The organism is Hyunsoonleella ulvae (genome assembly GCF_016827605.1).
In the GTDB taxonomy this organism is placed as follows: Bacteria; Bacteroidota; Bacteroidia; order Flavobacteriales; family Flavobacteriaceae; genus Jejuia; species Jejuia ulvae.
The window spans coordinates 328,663-349,273 of record NZ_JAEPJQ010000003.1 but is presented as its reverse complement, the minus strand read 5'-3'; the positions used below and the strand labels follow the sequence as shown (position 1 = coordinate 349,273).

The 20,611-nt window shown below is 35.5% G+C and carries 19 protein-coding genes; all 19 read right to left on the bottom strand.

All coding sequences use genetic code 11. The features are described 5' to 3' along the window. Positions 1-4 precede the first annotated feature (4 nt). The gene (metF, locus tag JS605_RS10495; protein ID WP_203257677.1) at positions 5-961 is read right to left on the bottom strand and encodes a methylenetetrahydrofolate reductase [NAD(P)H]; all 957 of its coding nucleotides are present in this window, start codon (positions 959-961) and stop codon (positions 5-7) included. A 181-nt stretch (positions 962-1,142) separates the two neighbouring features. Further along, complete coding sequence (metH, locus tag JS605_RS10490; RefSeq protein WP_203257676.1) at positions 1,143-3,815, bottom strand: methionine synthase; 2,673 nt, start codon at positions 3,813-3,815, stop codon at positions 1,143-1,145. Positions 3,816-3,855: 40 nt separating this feature from the next. After that, complete coding sequence (locus tag JS605_RS10485; RefSeq protein ID WP_203257675.1) at positions 3,856-4,440, bottom strand: hypothetical protein; 585 nt, start codon at positions 4,438-4,440, stop codon at positions 3,856-3,858. 22 nt (positions 4,441-4,462) lie between these two features. Further along, on the bottom strand, positions 4,463-5,476 hold the full coding sequence (locus JS605_RS10480; RefSeq protein WP_203257674.1) for a hypothetical protein: 1,014 nt from the start codon (positions 5,474-5,476) through the stop codon (positions 4,463-4,465). A gap of 69 nt (positions 5,477-5,545) precedes the next feature. Then, positions 5,546-6,556, bottom strand: a complete 1,011-nt coding sequence (locus JS605_RS10475; RefSeq protein WP_203257673.1) for a homocysteine S-methyltransferase family protein — start codon at positions 6,554-6,556, stop codon at positions 5,546-5,548. Between the two features lie 57 nt (positions 6,557-6,613). After that, positions 6,614-7,504: a cysteine synthase CysM gene (cysM, locus tag JS605_RS10470; RefSeq protein WP_203257672.1), complete on the bottom strand. Its 891-nt coding sequence runs from the start codon at positions 7,502-7,504 to the stop codon at positions 6,614-6,616. Beyond that, a complete protein-coding gene (gene epsC, locus JS605_RS10465) occupies positions 7,488-8,231 on the bottom strand; it encodes a serine O-acetyltransferase EpsC (RefSeq protein WP_203257671.1) in 744 nt (247 codons plus the stop codon). Before epsC ends, cysM begins: the two co-directional genes overlap by 17 nt. Positions 8,232-8,355: 124 nt before the next feature. Then, entirely contained in the window at positions 8,356-9,411 is a 1,056-nt protein-coding gene (locus JS605_RS10460; protein ID WP_203257670.1) for an NAD(P)/FAD-dependent oxidoreductase, read from the bottom strand. A 39-nt stretch (positions 9,412-9,450) separates the two neighbouring features. Next, positions 9,451-10,029, bottom strand: coding sequence for a precorrin-2 dehydrogenase/sirohydrochlorin ferrochelatase family protein (locus tag JS605_RS10455; protein ID WP_203257669.1), 579 nt, complete (start codon positions 10,027-10,029; stop codon positions 9,451-9,453). 3 nt (positions 10,030-10,032) lie between these two features. Continuing rightward, entirely contained in the window at positions 10,033-10,794 is a 762-nt protein-coding gene (gene cobA / locus JS605_RS10450; RefSeq protein ID WP_203257668.1) for a uroporphyrinogen-III C-methyltransferase, read from the bottom strand. Positions 10,795-10,800: 6 nt separating this feature from the next. Beyond that, a complete protein-coding gene (locus JS605_RS10445; protein ID WP_203257667.1) occupies positions 10,801-12,906 on the bottom strand; it encodes a HEPN domain-containing protein in 2,106 nt (701 codons plus the stop codon). Positions 12,907-13,077: 171 nt separating this feature from the next. Then, complete coding sequence (locus tag JS605_RS10440) at positions 13,078-14,325, bottom strand: sulfate adenylyltransferase subunit 1 (RefSeq protein ID WP_203257666.1); 1,248 nt, start codon at positions 14,323-14,325, stop codon at positions 13,078-13,080. Between the two features lie 143 nt (positions 14,326-14,468). Next, positions 14,469-15,374 carry a sulfate adenylyltransferase subunit CysD gene (gene cysD, locus JS605_RS10435; protein WP_130964606.1) on the bottom strand — a complete coding sequence of 302 codons (906 nt, stop codon included), beginning with the start codon at positions 15,372-15,374 and terminating at the stop codon, positions 14,469-14,471. 121 nt (positions 15,375-15,495) lie between these two features. Continuing rightward, on the bottom strand, positions 15,496-16,116 hold the full coding sequence (locus JS605_RS10430; protein WP_203257665.1) for a phosphoadenosine phosphosulfate reductase domain-containing protein: 621 nt from the start codon (positions 16,114-16,116) through the stop codon (positions 15,496-15,498). Between the two features lie 10 nt (positions 16,117-16,126). Further along, positions 16,127-16,372, bottom strand: a complete 246-nt coding sequence (locus JS605_RS10425) for a DUF2061 domain-containing protein (RefSeq protein ID WP_371870108.1) — start codon at positions 16,370-16,372, stop codon at positions 16,127-16,129. A gap of 179 nt (positions 16,373-16,551) precedes the next feature. Next, entirely contained in the window at positions 16,552-16,965 is a 414-nt protein-coding gene (locus JS605_RS10420) for an RrF2 family transcriptional regulator (protein ID WP_203257664.1), read from the bottom strand. A gap of 53 nt (positions 16,966-17,018) precedes the next feature. After that, positions 17,019-18,314, bottom strand: a complete 1,296-nt coding sequence (locus JS605_RS10415) for a POTRA domain-containing protein (RefSeq protein ID WP_203257663.1) — start codon at positions 18,312-18,314, stop codon at positions 17,019-17,021. Between the two features lie 59 nt (positions 18,315-18,373). Beyond that, positions 18,374-19,171, bottom strand: coding sequence for a PhzF family phenazine biosynthesis protein (locus tag JS605_RS10410; protein ID WP_203257662.1), 798 nt, complete (start codon positions 19,169-19,171; stop codon positions 18,374-18,376). Position 19,172: 1 nt separating this feature from the next. Then, entirely contained in the window at positions 19,173-20,345 is a 1,173-nt protein-coding gene (locus JS605_RS10405) for a trans-sulfuration enzyme family protein (protein ID WP_203257661.1), read from the bottom strand. Positions 20,346-20,611 lie beyond the last annotated feature (266 nt).

The window sequence follows — 20,611 nt, the reverse complement described above, 5'->3', positions numbered from 1 at the left end:
CTATTTAAAATAATGCTTTAGCAATAGCATGAACATTATCACTCTTACCCATAGAGTAGTAATGCAATACGGGAACCCCAAAATCTAATAGTTCCTTAGATTGTTGAATTGCAAATTCTATCCCAACTTGCCTAACAGCTTTATTGTCCTTACAATCCTCTACAGCATCAATTAAATCCTGCGGTAAATCAATTTTAAATACTTGCGGTAGGAGTTGTAAATGACGTTTTACAGCTATTGGCTTAATTCCCGGAATAATCGGCACATCAATACCCATTTCTCGAGCTTTTTCAACAAATTCAAAATACTTTTGATTGTCAAAAAACATCTGCGTTACTACATAATCAGCACCAGCATCTACCTTAGCTTTCAAACGTTTTAAATCTGTTAATAAAGAAGGAGCTTCCATGTGCTTTTCAGGGTATCCAGCTACACCAATACAAAAATCAGAATTATGTTCTACCTCAACATCGTCATGTAAATACTTACCACGATTCAAATTCGCAATTTGTTGTACTAAGTCACTAGCAAAGGCATTGCCGCCTTTAATTGGCTTAAAATAGGGTTCATCTTTCATAGAGTCACCTCGTAACGCCATAACATTATCCAAACCTAAATAATGACAATCTACCAACACATATTCCGTTTCTTCTTTGGTAAAACCACCACACAATAAATGCGGAATAGCATCCACCTGATACTTATGCATAATAGACGCACAAATCCCCACCGTACCAGGACGCATACGTGTAATACGCTTATCTAAAAGTCCGTTACCCTTATCAATATAAACGTACTCCTCTCGAGACGTTGTTACATCAATAAACGGTGGCTTAAACTCCATTAATGGATCTATATTATTATATAAATCCTGAATATTTTTGCCTTTTTTAGGCGGTATTACCTCAAACGAAAACAATGTTTTTCCGTTAGCGTTCTTAATATGGTCTGTTACTTTCATAACTTGGTTTTGTCATTCCCGCGTAGGTGGGAGTTTCTTCATTAATATTTTTATTTTTTGGGCGTTACCTTCCGCTCATACCTACAAGGTTAAAAAAACCTTGCAGGATCGCTACAGGTCGGGCTTTCACTACTTGCTCTCTGCGAGGAGCTCAAACATACCGTTCAATCCCTAACGCGGGCTATCCTGCTAAATTAGGGTGTAACCATTTTCTAGCTACCTCTTTGGCAATACCTTTTCTTTCAGCATAATCAGTTACTTGGTCATCCGTAATTTTACCCAAACCAAAATATTTTGCCTCTTTGTTTGCAAAATAATATCCAGATACTGCTGCTGCAGGCCACATAGCCAAACTTTCGGTTAATGTTACCCCAATCAATTTTTCAACATCCAATAATTCCCAAATAGTTTCCTTTTCCAAATGGTCAGGACATGCAGGATAACCTGGCGCAGGACGAATACCCTTATAACTTTCTTTAATCAAATCATCATTACTCAAATCCTCATCTGCTGCATAACCCCAATGTTTGGTACGTATCTGTTTGTGCAAATATTCGGCAAAAGCCTCAGCAAATCTATCTGCTATCGCTTGCGCCATAATCGCATTATAATCGTCATCTTTTGCTTTATAAGTTTCTGCTAGCTCTTGAGCTCCAAAAATACTCACACAAAACGCACCGATATAGTCTGTTTTATTAGTTGCTTCTGGTGCAATAAAATCTGCTAAAGCATGATTTGGAACTCCTTCTCGCTTTTTCAATTGCTGACGCAAGGTTCTAAATACCGCTATTTCTTCTCCCTTTTTCTTTACAGAAATATCATCATCATTAATCGTATTTGCTTCAAACAAACCAAAAACTGCTTTTGGTTTCAACAATTGCTTTGATACAATTTGTTGTATCATCTCTTGAGCATCTTCAAATAATTGCGTTGCTTGTTCGCCAACAACATCATCTTTTAAAATATCAGGATATTTTCCATGTAAATCCCAGCTTCTAAAAAATGGACTCCAATCTATAAAAGGCAGCAACTCTTTTAAGCTTAATTGTTTCAAAATTTGCACACCCATTTCTTTAGGTTTTACAATTTCAGAAGTCTCCCAATCAATCTTATACTTTTTGTTACGTGCTTCCTCAATAGAAATATATGATTTCTCTTTACCTCGTTTTAAAAACTTAGTACGGAATTCATCATAATCCTTCTTAAGTTTCGCCACATAAGCGTTAGACGTTTTCTTGTTTAATAAATCGCCAACCACTGTTACGGCTCTTGACGCATCATTTACATGAACCACAGCATTCTCATACTGCGTATCAATCTTCACTGCTGTATGTGCTTTTGATGTTGTAGCACCACCAATTAAAAGCGGTACTTCAAAGTTTTTGTTTTGCATCTCTTTAGCTAAATACACCATTTCATCCAAAGATGGCGTAATTAACCCAGACAATCCAATGGCATCTACGCGTTCTTCAATAGCGGTTTGTATTATTTTTTCTGGTGGTACCATGACGCCTAAATCAACAATTTCGTAATTGTTACATGCTAATACTACACTCACTATATTTTTACCAATATCATGTACATCGCCTTTTACGGTGGCCATTAATATTTTTCCAACAGGCTCTGAGGTATCTGATTTTTCAGCTTCTATAAATGGGTTCAAATAACCCACTGCCTTTTTCATTACACGCGCAGATTTTACCACCTGCGGCAAAAACATTTTACCGGCACCAAATAAATCGCCTACCACATTCATACCTGTCATTAAGTTACCTTCAATAACTTCAATAGGTTTATTTGCGGCTAATCGTGCTTCCTCAACATCTTCAATAATAAAAATATCAAGCCCTTTTACTAAAGCATGAGTAATTCGTTCTTGTAAGGGGTTTTCTCGCCACGATAAATCAACAGTTTTTACTTTTGCTGAACCTTTAACAGTTTCGGCAAAATCTAAAAGACGTTCGGTAGCATCATCACGTCTGTCTAAAATAACATCTTCAACGTGCTCTAATAAATCCTTTGGGATATCATCATAAACCTCCAACATCGCAGGGTTAACAATACCCATATTCATTCCATTTTGAATGGCATAATATAAAAACACCGAGTGCATCGCCTCTCTAACTATGTTATTTCCTCGAAAAGAGAATGACACATTACTTACACCTCCACTAACAGAAACATTTTCTAAATTTTCTCTAACCCAACGTGTGGCTTCTATAAAATCAATAGCATTTTTACGATGCTCTTCCATTCCTGTAGCCACAGGAAATATATTTAGGTCGAAAATGATGTCTTCTGAGGGAAAGCCAACTTTATTTACTAAAACATCATAAGAACGTTTGGCTATTTCAATCCTACGCTCATAATTATCAGCTTGCCCAACTTCATCAAAAGCCATAACGATTACCGCAGCCCCATAACGTTTAATTTGTGTAGCTTCCCAAATAAATTTTTCTTCGCCTTCTTTTAAAGAAATAGAGTTTACAACACATTTTCCCTGCACCACTTGCAAACCTGCCTCAATAATTTCCCATTTGGAACTATCAATCATGATGGGCACACGACAAATATCAGGTTCGGCTGCTATCAAGTTTAAGAAACGTACCATCGCTTCCTTTCCATCAATCAAACCATCATCCATATTAATGTCGATAATTTGAGCTCCTCCATCCACTTGATGTCTTGCTATATCTAAAGCCTCATCAAATTTCTCTTCCTTTATTAAACGCAAAAACTTTCTTGAACCAGCAACATTGGTACGTTCTCCAACGTTTATAAAGTTGCTATTCTCATTTAAAACCAAAGGTTCTAAACCTGATAACTTCATGTATTTTGATCGATATATTTTCATTACCCCCTCCGTTTCCAATATTCTTTTTAACTACAAAACTCTAAAAACTATTAATACAACCAACTATTTCTTCGTAACCACTACTTTGTGATATTTGATGCCTGTAAGCGACTTTTAAGCATTTGATTAAATTATTTGGCAATATGTGCTCATTATTTTTCTTCACTGCCTTATAAACTTTGTGCGTTTTACCTGTTAAATTATATGAATAAAGAAACATATTCTTAAAACTAGGTTTTATCGATATGCGGTAATTAATACTAATAGGTGTTTTTGAAAAATCTAATAGTTTTGAAATACCATCCATATAGAAAACTTTTTCTTTTTCCCTTAATACCAGAAGAGGCCTTCTAAGTTTAAATATTCTAAAACAGTAATTATCTAATTCAAAACCCCAATAGTCTTTGTCAATTCTTTTTTTGAGTTTTTGACCTTCTTCATTCTTTAATTTCAAAACAAAACTACCAGTAGATGACCAACTATAATCTAAATATCTACCTGCTAATTCTTTAATACCATTCTTATAATCGTTACTTGATTTGTACAAATAAACTTTTAAATGTTTTTCTTGAGATAATAGATTCAAAAAAGAAAACAAAAAAAGTACCATGAAGAATTTATTCATAAATAATCTGTTTAGACTAGAGTTATTTTATTAGTTTACTTATCTGCTTCAAATCTTTAGGTTTGACATTGTGGGAGTTCTCTTGAGTCATATAGATAACATCACCAGATAAACTATTTATAATTGATAAAATCTTAATTTGATTAAATCTAGTATACATCAAATAATATATATTCTCTTTGTTCAAAATTTTAGTGTTCAATTCATTATTAGAAACAACTTTATATTGAAAATCATAATCTTTAAACTGTTTTTCAGGAGTTATCGTATTTTTATAAATACTTTTCATTGGATCAATTTTCTTTAATATCCAATCAGGAGTATAAAGTACTTGGTTCCTCAATTCACTTAACTTAACTTTATTTTCAATTCCATCACGAATTTTAAGGTTTTCAAATTTATTTAATTTAGTATTTAGTATTTGAAGGTAATTCTTTATGTATCCAAGGTCAAAATTATAATATCCCGATTTTTCTGGATTCTTTTGATTTAATTTTTTATAATTCATCATTGATAAAACCAATGGATTTATTAATCCAGATGAATGAACAAAATCCCTTATTAACCTGATATTTGGAGTGAAAAAAATCTCTGCTATTGTTTTCGGATACAGTTCCCCCTTTTTGCCAATCACATGATTAATTAAAGCCAATTTAAACTCTATATACACGGCCTTGATATCCTCTCGAACTGTAAACTTTTCTTTGTTAAGATAATTATTATTGATTAGTTTTATTATTGACTTATCAACCGAATAAAAAAAATCTCTTTTTTTATCATATTCCTTTTCTGTGACGAACTCAATCTTATTAAAAGTCCAAATCTCACTTATTACATTTTTAACTTGATCTAACTTTAAGTCAAAATTATCAGGTATGACAAAATAAGTTATCGTTTTTTTTAGATCGTTGAAAACCTTCTTATCATGTTCCTTCACATATAAGTTTATTGGTGATGTACTATGCCCAATATTAACTTGAGAACTTGACTTTAATCCACTAATTACTACTAAGAAAAAGAATACTAATTTTTTCATTCAGTTTGTATTTAAATTTATTCAATAATATTTTAAATTTTAAAGCTGCACATTAAAAACATGCTTCGGCTATGTTCTGCACAGGGGTTCAGCATAACGACGCGGTTTATATTTAGCTGCAATATCTGCTATCACTTTTATATGCTCAGGAGTTGTCCCACAACATCCCCCAACAATATTCATTAAATTCTTTTTTAAATACTCTTCAATTTGTGCACCCATTTCCTCAGGAGTTTCGTCATATTCTCCAAAGGCATTTGGTAATCCCGCATTTGGATGTGCCGAAACAGCAAAGTCTGTTTTATTTGCAATCGCTTCTAAATGCGGCTGTAGTAAATTAGCACCCAAAGCACAGTTAAAACCAACAGATAATAATGGCACATGTGATACCGAAATCAAAAAGGCTTCGGCTGTTTGTCCTGACAAGGTACGCCCCGAGGCATCTGTAATAGTACCACTAAGCATTATAGGGACTTCTATATTACGCTCTGCTTTTACTTCTTCTATAGAAAATAAAGCTGCTTTGGCATTTAAAGTATCAAAAACCGTTTCTACCAACAATATATCGGCACCACCATCTAATAACGCTTCAACTTGCTGCTTATAAGCGATGCGCAGTTCATCGAACGTTACAGCACGATATCCAGGATCATTTACATCTGGAGACATACTTGCGGTACGGTTTGTTGGACCAATAGACCCCGCTACAAATCTTGGTTTGTGTGGTTCCTTTGCAGTAAACTCATCAGCTACTTCTCTGGCTATTCTTGCAGATTCGTAATTAAGCTCGTATACCAAATCTTCCATTTGGTAATCTGCCATAGCGATAGTTGTACCAGAAAATGTATTGGTCTCTGCAATATCGGCACCGGCTTCAAAATACTTGGCATGAATGGTTTTTATAGCTTCAGGCTGCGTTATAGATAACAAATCGTTATTACCTTGTAATGGTGTTGGATAATCCTTAAAACGTTCCCCTCTATAATCTTCTTCCGTAAATTTATAGGCCTGTATCATAGTACCCATGGCACCATCTAATATTAAAATACGCTCTTTTAAAGCCTCGTATATTTTTGACATTTTCAATTTCTTTGACATTTACAGGGTTTTTAAAACCTTGTAGAAAAATTTCAGATATTATTCAAACAATGTTGATGATAAATACCTATCGCCTCTATCACAAATTATAGCTACTATAATACCTTCATCAATAGACTCTGCTGTTTTTAAAGCACAATACATAGAGCCACCACTGCTCATACCCGCAAAAACACCTTCCTCTTTAGCCAAACTTATGGTGGTAACTTTAGCATCTTCTTCAGAAACATCAATAACAGTATCCACTCTAGACCTATCGAAAAACTTGGGTACATAATCTGGCGACCATTTTCTAATCCCAGGAATCCTAGCACCATCAGCTGGTTGTGCGCCTACTATTTGTATATCTGGATTTTGTTCTTTTAAAAACCGCGATGTACCCATAATAGTTCCAGTAGTACCCATAGTCGCTACAAAATGAGTGATCTTACCTTGGGTATCTCTCCAAATTTCTGGGCCTGTGGTTTTATAATGCGCCTTCCAATTGTCATCATTTTCAAACTGATTCAACAATGTATAGCCTTTTTCATCACGAAGTTTAAATGCTAAATCTCGTGAGCCTTCGATACCTATATCCGCAGGTGTTAAAATAACCTCAGCACCATAGGCACGCATGGTTTTCACGCGCTCTTCAGTAGAATTCTCGGGCATAATCAACACCATATTTAAACCTAAAAGCTTCGAAATAAAAGCTAATGCAATCCCTGTATTTCCACTTGTAGCTTCAACTAAAGTGCCACCCTTTTTTATGTCGCCGCGTTTTAAAGCTTCGTTTATCATATTAAACGCAGGTCGGTCTTTTACACTGCCTCCTGGGTTATTCCCTTCTAACTTCAAAAACAATTTCACACCATCTTTTTTAAGCAGATGTGTTACTTCTACCAAAGGTGTATTTCCAATCTGGCCAATAATGCTATTCTCGAATGCCATTCTTTTTCGGTCTTATTTTGATTTCAGTTTGATAGGTTACCAATGAATTTTCTGGAACAGATTGGGTAATCCAAACGTTAGCTCCAATAATACTATTTGCCCCAATTACAATGTCGCCACCCAATACCGTAGCATTGGCGTAAATGCACACACCATCTTCAATTGTGGGATGACGCTTTGTTTTTGCCAAACTTTTTGACACGGAAACACCTCCTAAGGTTACACCTTGATAGATTTTAACATCTTTTCCTATAATAGAAGTTTCGCCAATTACAATACCAGTACCGTGGTCTATATAAAATGACTCTCCAATAGTTGCACCAGGATGGATATCAATTCCTGTGATGCCATGAATATATTCACTCATCATTCTTGGCAAAATTGGCACATTTAGTTTATAAAGTGCATGACTTAGCCTGTGAATAGATATGGCATGAAATCCAGGATACGCTAAATAAATTTCTTGTACAGAATGCGATGCAGGATCATTCTGCTCAAACGCAATAGCATCCAAATCCAATTTTTGTCTAATCTCGGGTAATTCTGCTTTAAAACTTTCCCATATAGCAGCACCGTTCTCTATCTCTAAAGCAGTAAGAATCTTTAAAAACGTTTTTTCCAAATACGCCCCGTGTTCCTCTTCCTGCGCACAATCAAACAAAGAATAAAACAAGCGTTTTGTAAACGTTTTAACCGTATCTTTTAAGCAAACATTATAGCTTTTCATCACATTAAATTTCGGTTGATAAAAATATAACTAATCCCTGAAACAATTTTACTTATTTAAATATTAAATCCCGCGAACTTAAAAAGAAACTCGCGGGATAATGGTATTATAAAAAGCTAAATATCTAATTTATAGCTTGAACAACCGCTTTAGGTGCTTCTTTTCGTGTGCCATCAAAACCATTAACACCAGAAACTGTTGTATATTTTAAAACAAACTTCTTACCCGGATTAATAATTTTGTAAGCTGCTTGACACATAATAGTAGCCTCATGGAATCCACAAAGAATTAACTTTAACTTCCCAGGGTAGTAGTTACCATCGCCAATAGCAAAAATTCCAGGTATATTCGTTTGATAATCTAAAGCGTTATTAACTTTTATTGCATTTTTCTCAATCTCTAAGCCCCAATTCGCAATAGGCCCTAGCTTTGGAGACAACCCAAACAAAGGAATAAAATGATCTGTTTCTAGAATAATAGGATCTTCATCTTTTTTAGTTAATTCAATAGCCTCAACTTTTCCATCGCCAATAATATTGGTAACCTCAGCAGGCGTAATCAAATTAATTTTGCCTTCATTTTTTAACTCCTGCACTTTTTCAACAGAATCTAAATGTCCTCTAAATTCATTACGTCTATGTACCAACGTTACACTTTTTGCAACATCAGCTAAAAAGATACTCCAATCTAAAGCAGAATCTCCACCACCAGCAATCACAACATTTTTATCGCGATACATTTCTGGCTCTTTAATCATATATTCAACACCCTTATCTTCGTAATCTGCAAGATTTTCAAGTTGTGGTTTTCTAGGTTCAAAACTACCTAAACCACTAGCAATAGCTACCACAGGTGCTTGGTGTTGTGTACCCTTATTAGTAGTTACTATAAACGTACCATCTTCCTGCTTTTCCACTGTATCAGCACGTTCTCCTAAAGTAAATCCAGGTTCAAACTGCTTACCTTGTTCTAACAAGTTTCTTGTTAAATCTCCCGCCAAAATTTCTGGAAACCCAGGAATATCGTAAATAGGCTTTTTAGGATATAACTCCGAACATTGTCCACCAGGTTGTGGTAATGCATCAATTAAATGACATTTTAATTTTAATAATCCTGCTTCAAATACAGTAAACAATCCTGTAGGCCCCGCGCCAATTATAATTATATCTGTTTTTATCATTTTTATAGATATGGTTTAAACCTGTATGGTCTATATTGATTATTTTTTTTCTATTAATCCTTTGGTAAATTCGTTAAGTGTTTCCACTTTCTCCTCGAAATCGCCTTTTATTGTTTTTCTATACTCGTTTAAATTCTTTACTAAATCGTCAATGTTTTCAGGTATTACAGCCTCAAAAAATTGTCGCAACCGTTTTGCTGTTGTTGGCGATTTTCCGTTTGTGGAAATAGCCACTTTCACATTGCCTTTGGTTACAATACCGCCCATATAAAAATCACAATACGGCGGATTATCAGCAACATTTACCAATTTAGCTTCTGCTCTACAGTCTTTCCACACCTGAACGTTAACTTCTGGAACATCAGTCGTAGCGACAACCATATGCTTGCCAATTAAGTAACTTTTTTTGTAAACATCGTCAACCAATGTTACACAACCTTTTTTTGCCAACGCAATTGTACCTTCTCTAAACATTGGAGACACCATGGTAACATGTGCATCTGGACTCGATTTTAATAAGAACGTTAATTTTTCTTCGGCAACATTTCCACCACCAACAATCAACACATTCAAGCTTTTCGCTTTTAAAAAAATAGGATATAAGTTATTCCGCTCCATTACCTATTTCTTGTTTACTTCATTATAAATTGAACTTAATACCGCTCGTTCTTTAACGACATCTCCGATGATGATAATTGCAGGATTCGCCAATTGTTTTTCTTCAACTATGTTTTCAATAGTATCAATGGTACCAATCCCTACATTCTCATTATCTCTGGTACCATTTTGAATGATGCCAATTGCCGTATCTCCTTTACCTTCTTTTGAAAAAATCTTAACAATTTCTCCAAGTTTTCCCATACCCATTAAAATAACAACAGTAGCAGTAGATTTTGCAGCTAAAGCCACATCTTCTGACAATTTGTGCTGCTTAGTTGTTCCAGTAATTACCCAAAAACTTTCTGAAGCACCACGTTTTGTAAGCGGAATACCTTGATACGCTGGTACTGCTACCGATGATGAAATCCCAGGCACCATAAAAGTTTCTAAACCAAACTGTCTTACATAATCAATCTCCTCTGCACCACGTCCAAAAATAAAGGGATCGCCTCCTTTTAATCGCACTACATGACCTTTTTCATTGGCTTTAGAAACAATGAGTTCGTTAATCTGTTCTTGTTGAAATGCATAACAACCCCTACGTTTCCCTACAAAAATTAGCTCTGCATCTTTTGAAGCATACTTAAGCAAAGATTCGTTGATTAGTGCATCATAAAGGATAACATTTGCAGATTCAATAGCCTTAATTGCCTTAAGCGTTATTAAATCTTCGTCTCCAGGACCTGCACCTACAACAGTTAATTTTGGGGTTGTACTACTCATATTTGTTTAAACTGCCTTTTGTTCTAGCTCTTGCTGTGCTTCTCTATATGCTCTAACTTTTGCTAAAAACTCATTTGCATTTTCAATATATTTTGAAGCAAATTCCTTGCTTGGTGCAAATTTATTAATTTGGTATATCAATTCTGAGAATGACGCTCCTAAATCTATGCGTCCACTTTCAATAAACAACTCATCAAACTGCTTTATAATTCCAGCATGTGTATTTGTTTTCTTGTTTTCTGCCAATAATAACGCTTTAGCTGAATTCACTAAAGATTGGTATGCTAAATAAATAGCTCCAGAATACACACCGTTTTCAAAAGACTCCTTGGCGTTTTCAATTTTCTCTTCGCTTTCAAAGAATAAGGTTGCTATTAAATCTATAACTACACCAGCACACTCGCCGATACCAATTTCTTTAACATACTTTTCTTCTGAACCCCAATCAATAAAATCGGCTTGCGTTAAGTTAGTTGCATCTTGTAAATCATTCAAGAAATCATAGAAATACTTTTCGCCTTTTTCTTGATAGTACTCCACAAATTGCTTTCCATTAGCATTCGCTTCAAAATCGTTTAAAATTCTGCGTAATGCCTCAGGACCTCTTCTACTTGGTACTTTTACTACTTTATCTGCAAAGGTTGCGTTACCATCGCCTTGATTACCACCACCAAGTAATACTTGTAGTGCTGGAGCAACTAATTTATCTGGCGTACGCACCGTCATCCCTTGGAATCCAATATTTGCCATATTATGTTGTCCACAAGCATTCATACAACCACTAATCTTAATTACTAAATCTTCATTTTTAAGATATTGTGGATATTCTTCTTTTATCATACGTTCCAACTCCTCTGTAATACCTGTACTACTCGCAATACCTAAATTACAAGTATCTGTTCCTGGACAAGCTGTAATATCTACAGCTTTGTTATAACCTGCTTCAACAAAACCTAGTTTCTCTAATTCTGTATAGAAAAATGGCACTAATTCTCGTTTTACAAAAGGAATTACGATGTTTTGACGCAGGGTTAAACGTACTTCGCCAGCTGCATACTTATCCACTAAATCAGCTAACAAACGTGCTTTATCTGTATAAAAATCCCCCAATAACACTTTAATACCTATACCTACATAACCCTCCTGCTTCTGAGGAATTAAGTTGGTAGATTTCCATGTTTCAAATGCTTGTTGGTCTTTAATAGTCACTTCTGGTATTTCGGTAATTTCTACTGGTGTAGATGCCACATAAGCATCAGCATCAATAGGAACACTTTTAAACTCTATTGCTTTTTGTTCTTCTGCAATTAAATCTTTAAACGCTTCTAAACCGATGTCTTTTACTAAAAACTTCATTCTAGCTTTTGCACGACTTTTACGCTCGCCATAACGGTCAAACACTCTTAAAACCCCTTCCATGATTGGAATGATTTTATCGGTCTCTACAAAATCATACAATACATCGGCATGTCGGGGCTGCGAGCCTAAACCTCCAGCAACCATTACTTTAAATCCGCGAACACCATCTTTTATTTTAGCAATGTAGCCTATATCGTGTAAGTACGACAAGCCTGTATCTTCATCTGTAGAAGAAAAAGATACCTTGAATTTACGTCCCATTTCTTGACAAATGGCATTACGTAAAAAGAATTTATACAATGCATCTGCATACGGCGACACATCAAACGGTTCGTTAACATCAATACCAGCGGTTTCAGAAGCTGTAACATTTCTTACCACGTTACCACATGCTTCCCGTACCGTAACTTCATCTTTTTCTAACTCTGCCCAAAGCTCTGGTGTTCTGTTTAAATCTACATAGTGAATTTGAATATCTTGACGCGTTGTAATGTGTAAACGCCCACGAGAATACTCATCCGATACCGCAGCTATTCTTCTTAACTGGTTACTTTTTAGCTTGCCGTAAGGTACTTTTATACGAATCATTTGCACGCCTTCTTGACGCTGACCGTAAACACCTCGTGCTAAACGTAAGCTTCTGAATTTTTCTTCATCTATTTTACCATTATGAAATAACTCTATTTTTTGAGCTAATTCTATAATGTCTTTTTGGACAACCGGATTTTCTATTTCTGTTTCGAAACTTCTCATATTAGAGGCCCGTTTCTAATCCCGCTTAAAGCGGGAAACTCTTACTCGGGCGGAGTAAAAATTTTTATTACTTAATATTTCTTTTATTTCATACCTACAAGGTTTTCAAAACCTTGCAGGAAAAATTTATTTTTTCGCAAACCTGCTAGTTCACTTTCAAGGGCTAGGGGCTTACTGAATAAACCCTGCACCAACTGTATTATTTGACTGTGGATCAATTAAAATGAAAGACCCGTTAGTTCTATGATTTTTAAACTGATCGTAAAAAATTGGCTTGTTTAATTTAAACGTTACTGATGCAATATCATTAATTCCTAAACCTGTAACGCCTTTTTCAAAACCAGAATAATCAGGATTTATTTTATGGTTGATACGATCTACTTTTGCTAGCACCTTATTAATACCATGCTGAACGATATATTTTCCACCAGGGTTTAACTCTTCGGTATCCATCCAACATACATTAGCTGTAAATTGTTTGTCTATAGTTGGCAAATCGTTCTCTTTCACAATCATATCGCCACGACTTACATTAATATCGTTTTCTAAAGTGATGGTAACTGACGAACGTCTTGATGCTGTTTCGTACTTTTCATCGTAGAAATAAATATCTTTTATTTTTGAACGTGTTTTTGATGGTAATACAATTATATCATCACCTACGCTTAAATCGCCACCGTACACCTTACCAGCATACCCTCTAAAATCATGGTAATCTTCTGTTTTTGGACGAATTACATATTGCACTGGAAAGCGTGGTGTACCTACATTAAAAATATCGGCCTTATCAATTGCTTCCAAATGCTCCAATAATGCTTCTCCAGTATACCAAGGCATGTTATCAGAACGATTTACCACATTATCGCCCTTCAAAGCACTTACTGGAATAAATGTAATTTTTTGATCTTGGTAATCACGTTTACTCATCAATTCCTCAAAATCAGCCTTAATTTTGTTGTAAACATCTTCTGAATAGTCAACCAAGTCCATTTTATTAATAGCTACAACTACATCTTTAATTCTTAGTAAATTATTGATAAAAAAGTGACGATTAGTTTGCTCAATAACACCTTTTCTAGCATCAATTAAAATGATAGATGCCTGTGATGTTGATGCTCCAGTTACCATGTTACGTGTATATTCTACGTGACCTGGTGTATCAGCAATAATGTAACTCTTCTTTTTAGTTGAAAAATAAATATGTGCTACATCAATAGTGATACCTTGCTCTCTTTCTGCAACCAAACCATCCGTAGCTAAAGAAAAATCTAAGTAGTCGTAACCACGTTGCTTACTTGTTTTTTCAATGGCTTCTAACTTATCTGTAGTTAAAGATTTTGTATCATAAAGAATACGTCCTATCAAGGTACTTTTTCCATCATCTACACTTCCTGCTGTTGCTATTTTTAATACTTCCATTTCTTTTGTTATTGGTTATTGGTTTTTAGTTTCTGATTCATTACTCATTCTCTAAAAACCAACAACTTATATTTTTTATACTCGTTTGAATATTTATATGTTGACAATCACTATTAACTAGTAACTAACAACTATTAACCATTTTAAAAATACCCTTGTTGTTTACGTTTTTCCATGGCTGCTTCAGAGCGCTTGTCATCAATTCGTGCGCCACGTTCTGAAATTGAAGAATCTCTAATTTCTTCTACAACTTTATCAATTGAAACCGCATCAGATAATACAGCTGCCGTACAACTCATATCCCCAACAGTTCTAAAACGTACCATTTCTTCAATAACCTCTTCATGCTCGTCTCTGTAAACCACCTCATCATCGGCAGACCAAATCATACCATCTCTTAAAAACACTTTACGCTTGTGAGCAAAGTAAATTGATGGAATTTCGATGTTCTCTTTTTCTATATATGACCAAACGTCTAATTCTGTCCAGTTTGAAATAGGGAACACACGCACATTCTGCCCATGGTCAATCTCGCCATTCAACATATCAAACAACTCTGGGCGCTGGTTTTTCTCATCCCATTGTCCAAAATCATCACGTACTGAGAAAATACGTTCTTTTGCTCTCGCTTTTTCTTCATCACGTCTTGCACCACCTATTGCTGCATCAAACTTAAATTCTTCTAAAGCATCTAGAAGCGTGGTAGTTTGCAACATATTTCTACTAGCGTAACGCCCAGACTCTTCTTTTACTTTTCCTTGATCGATAGAATCTTGTACGTTTCTAACAATCAACTCTAAACCTAGCTCTTTTACCAAACGGTCTCTAAATTCAATCGTTTCAGGGAAGTTATGTCCTGTATCAATATGCATTAAAGGAAACGGTACTTTAGCTGGATAAAACGCTTTAACAGCTAACCTTACTAAAGTGATAGAATCCTTTCCTCCTGAGAATAACAATACTGGTTTTTCAAACTGTGCTGCTACTTCTCTCATGATGTAAATCGCTTCGTTTTCTAACGAGTTGATATGTGATGTATCTTTATTCATAATTAGAAGCCCCTCCTAACCTCCCCAAGAGGGAGGAAAACTTACTCGGGCGGAGCAAGTGTTTTTTGTTACTATTTTAATGTCTTAATCGGTTTCACTGTTTACTGTCACTGCTTACTGACTAGGCGTGTAAACCACACTCTCTATTTTCTAATGCTTTTGTTGGGTCGAAATATTTAAATTCGTTTGGTAAACTGTTGTCTTCTAAATAGGTGTCTAATTTCTTATCTGTCCAATAATAAAATGGACTCACTTTTAAAACGCCATCTTTACTCAAACTAAAAATACCAATGCTATTTCTAAATGCTGTTTGCCCTTGACGTAGATTGGTAAACCATACATTTGGTTTATGCTCATCCATGGCTCTTTTAAAAGGTTCTAACTTTACTTGCTCTGTAAACTCTGCGTGTTTTGGATCGTCTATTGATGGAATACCCATAACCACATCTCTATGTGATGATGTTTGCTTAGGCACATATAAATGTACATTTAAACTTAACTCTTTAATAACTTGCTCTGCATGCTTATACGTTTGAGGTGTATTATAACCCGTATCACACCAAACCACAGGAATATCTGACTTCTCTTTACTTACCGCATGAAGGATTGCAGCTTCATAAGGTCTAAAGTTGGTAGTTACTACCGCGTTATTATTAAGTTCGAAAGCCTTCTGAATAATTTCAGATGGCAACGCTTTTTCAAAACTTTTATTTAATGCTTCTATTTGATCTTCTGTAAACATATCCTTTTGTTTATTTCCCCCATTTTATAGCGTTCCAAATACGCTCATGAAAAAAGTACAATACTAATTTTGTTAAAAAATCTACTGAAGCAATAGAAGCTGCAAGAGATATTCTTCCTGTTAATATGTAAGACACTACTAATGTATCTAAAGTACCCACCACTCTCCAACTAAGTGCTTTTGCTACACTTCTAATTGGTTTTTCTCCAACACTATCCTCCTTGTAAGTGGACTTTTGTTTACTTTTAACTAGCATTTGCGCAATCATTTGTCATTATTTTATATTAATCCTATCAATTTAGTAGGGATTACAAAAATAATACTTTTTTTGGCTCTACAAACTTTGATCTTAATTTTTTAGAATAATTGCCTATTTGGACGATAAAATGAAGAAAACTTACAGGGTTTCCGTGTAAATTGTGAATCTTTTAATAATTAAAGACCTGAAAGATCTGCTAATGTTGTATTTCTAAACACTTTAAGTGTACTATCCCTTACTTCAATCATAAGTTTATGGACACTACATTTATGTTCATCAGGACAATCGTCGCACTTTTCATAATAATTTAAACTTACACAGGGCACCATGGCAATGGGGCCTTCCAGAACGCGCATGACGTCTGTCATTTTAATTTCAGACGGTTCACTTCGCAGATAGTAACCGCCGTGTTTTCCCTTTTTAGACCCTAAAACACCCGACTTCCTGAGCGTTAATAAAATACTCTCCAAAAACTTTTGAGGTATTTGCTCACTCTTGGCAATTGCACTAACCTGTACTGGTACATCATCGCCACTTCTTGCAATAAACGTTAAGGCTTTTAGTCCGTATTTTGTTTTTTTAGATAACACATTGCGAAGATAAATAATTTACCAACAAACTTTTGGGCAAAATCAGGTAACGATTAAAAATATTGGCCAATACCAAACACAAAACCGTTGCCTCCATTACCAGTTAGGTTTACACCATAATCAAAGCGCAACACCGCATTAAAAATATATTTATGAATAAAACGCACCCCCAAACCTGAATATACACGTGTTGTATTTTGTGAAAATATATCTCCAAAATCAGCATCTGGTCGTTGCACGCCACTCACATCCAAAAAGCCATTTCCTTGCAACACAAACCAACCTTTTTCTAATAGCGTATGCCGATACTCACTGTTTAAGGCTACAATGGCGGAGCCTCTATCTGTTATATTCCCAACGCCTCTTGTATTTAATTGGTTATCGAGAACTAATGGTGCAAAAGCACTATTTTCAATCGGATTACTAAATTGTAATTGTAGCTGACTCGCAAAATTACCTTTACTTCCTATTCGTTTAAAATACTGTGTCGTGTTATTTATAATGAAATCTGTTTGTAAAAAGGCATTACTATTACTAAACACGGTAGTTTCAAAAAGATTTCTAAACCCTGAAACGTTTTGATATTCAATATCAATATCTACATATTCATGAGAGCCTCTAAATGCTGTTCTCCTGATACTTGGTTCTGCTGAATTTATGGATTCTATTTCATCATCGGATATTAACACATAACTTTCATCTGAAGTTCTTACACCAAACTCAAACCTATTATTAAAGTTCAATTCATAAAATAAAATGGTTTCAAAACCTTTATTCGTAAATACATAATCGGTATCATTATCAATGGCATTAGGATCAAAAAAAATAGGCTGTTGCGTACTATCATCCATGTAATTCACGCCTAAACCTAACTTGTTTGTAAACACATACGGATGCTCTAAAAACACACCAAATGCATTAAAAACTTCCTTCTTAAAAAAGCCTCCAAATATGATATTACGACCTAATCCGTTAAATTCAAACGCTGAAAATCGATACGAAAAACTATCATCTGCCGCTTGTCCTATACGCACTCCTGGAATGATACTGAAGTTCTCTTCAATAGTATAAGTTATTTTATAACCATCATCTTGTGTAGATTCTACTTTATAATCCGCGAAAGCGATACCATCCAAACGTTTAAAGCGTTCAATATCCGTAATAACAATTGTGCTATCGGTTTCTTGTCCTGCTTTTACCTTTGCTATTCTTGCTAAAAAACTGGCTTTGGTTTTTTTTAGGCCTTCAAAGTTTAGGCTTTCAACTTTAAATTTGATTTGGGAGAATCCCTGAAAGCTTAACAACACCAACAGTACAAGTATTGGCATGCTTTTATACCTCGATATCATAGTCACTTTTTTTGTGACAATCAGTCGGTATATTTAAAAATACATTACCAAGCTTATGCTTAAAGTTTCAATTTTGCTTCAAAAACGGTAACCGCTTTCCCTTTAATCGCCACGCTATAATCATTCAAAGCTACTTGCAGCACACCACCCCGTTTAGAAATTTGATGAGAAACCATAGAAGTCTTTCCCAACCTACTCGCCCATAAAGGCGTTAAAGCACAATGTGCAGAACCCGTAACAGGATCTTCATTAATTCCAGATTGTGGTACAAAACAACGTACAACAAAATCTACATTACTATCTTTCCCTTCTGAAGTAACCATCAAATGTCCCAGTCCGTTTATATTTAAAGCTTCAAAATTAGGCTTACACCCCTCTATAGCATCTTGATTTTCCGCAATAGCAATCATCCAATTATCATTACTTTTATAAAATCCAATGGGCTGAAAACCCAACAACGCTTTAAAATTGGCAGGTACTTGAGCTTTTGACAAACGATACTGCGGAAACGTCATCACTATACCATCACCGCTCTTAGTAATGGTTAAATTATCTTTTAAAGCTTTAAAATGAATCTGTTCATCAGCTGTTTTAATTCCTAATTCATAAATAATATGTGCTGATGCCAAAGTCGCATGTCCGCATAGAGGAATTTCAACCGTTGGTGTAAAATAGCGAATATCAAAACCAGAACCATTAGGCGCAACAAAAGCTGTTTCAGACAAGTTCATTTCAGCAGCTATATTCTGCATAAATGCCTCAGATGGCATCGAGTCAAGAATCATCACACCCGCAGGATTTCCTTTAAATGCTTCTTCTGTAAAAGCATCAACTTGGTATATTGTGTTGTTATCCATATTATTTCAAAGCCTGCTCCAAGTCTGCAATAATATCATCTACATGTTCTAAACCAACCGAAACGCGCACCATCCCATCGGTAATTCCAGCAGCAGCTTTAACCTCAGCCTCAACTTTAGCGTGCGTAGTACTAGCAGGATGGGTTACAATAGTTCTGGTATCTCCTAAATTTGCTGACAACGAACACATTTTAATAGCATCCAAAAAGGTACGACCACCATTTAAACCGCCTTCTACTTCAAACGCTATAATATTTCCACCTAAGCGCATCTGCTTTTTAGCAATATCATACTTTGGATGCGACTTTAAAAACGGATATTTTACCCATTTCACTTTAGGATGTCCTTCTAAAAATTCTGCTAATTTTAGAGCATTCTCGCAATGCCTATCTACTCTAATCGATAAAGTTTCTAAAGATTTAGATAACACCCATGCATTAAACGGACTCATAGATGGTCCCGTTAATCTCGAAAACAAATAAATCTCACGAATTAAATCTGCTCTACCAACTGTAACACCGCCTAAAACACGTCCTTGGCCATCCATTAATTTTGTAGCCGAATGTATTACCAAATCCGCACCAAACTTTATAGGGTTTTGCAAATACGGTGTCGCAAAACAGTTATCAATTACCAACAATAAATCGTGTTTTTTACAAATGGCACTTAAAAACTCCAAGTCCAACACATCCACACCAGGATTAGTTGGCGTTTCCGCGTAGATAAATTTGGTATTTGGTTGTATCAAGGCTTCAACCGCATCTACGTCGTTAATGCTAAAATACGAACACTCAATATTCCATTTTGGGAAATATTTGGTAAACAACCCATGTGTCGCACCAAATACCGAACTGCACGACACCACATGGTCGCCCGCATCCAGCAAAGTCGCAAATGTTGAAAACACCGCTGCCATACCACTTGCAAAGGCAAACCCCGCTTCCGCACCTTCCATGTTACATACTTTATCTACAAACTCGTTGGTGTTGGGGTTACTGTAGCGGCTGTATAAATCGCGCTGCTTTTCCTCGGCAAACGAGGCACGCATCTCCTCGGCATCCTCAAATACAAATCCCGATGTTACATATAATGGTACCGAATGCTCTGAAAACTGTGTGGTTTCAGATTGTGTTCTTATGGCTTCGGTTTCGAATTGTTTTTTATGCTCTTTCATTTTATGTTTTTCAGACCTGTAAGGTTTTGAAAACCCTACAGGTTTCACTACTAATTCTATTTTTTATTTGGGCGTTACCTTCCGCTCATACCTACAAGGTTGAAAACCTTGCAGGATCGCTACTGGTCGGGCTTTTCACTATATCTTTTTTTGTTTTAGCATCTGCGTCATTGCGAATTTACCGAAGCAATCACCTAAACCCAAAAGATTACTTCGTCGTGCCTCCTCGTAATGACGATCCATTTGCCATTACAAAAAAGGATTCC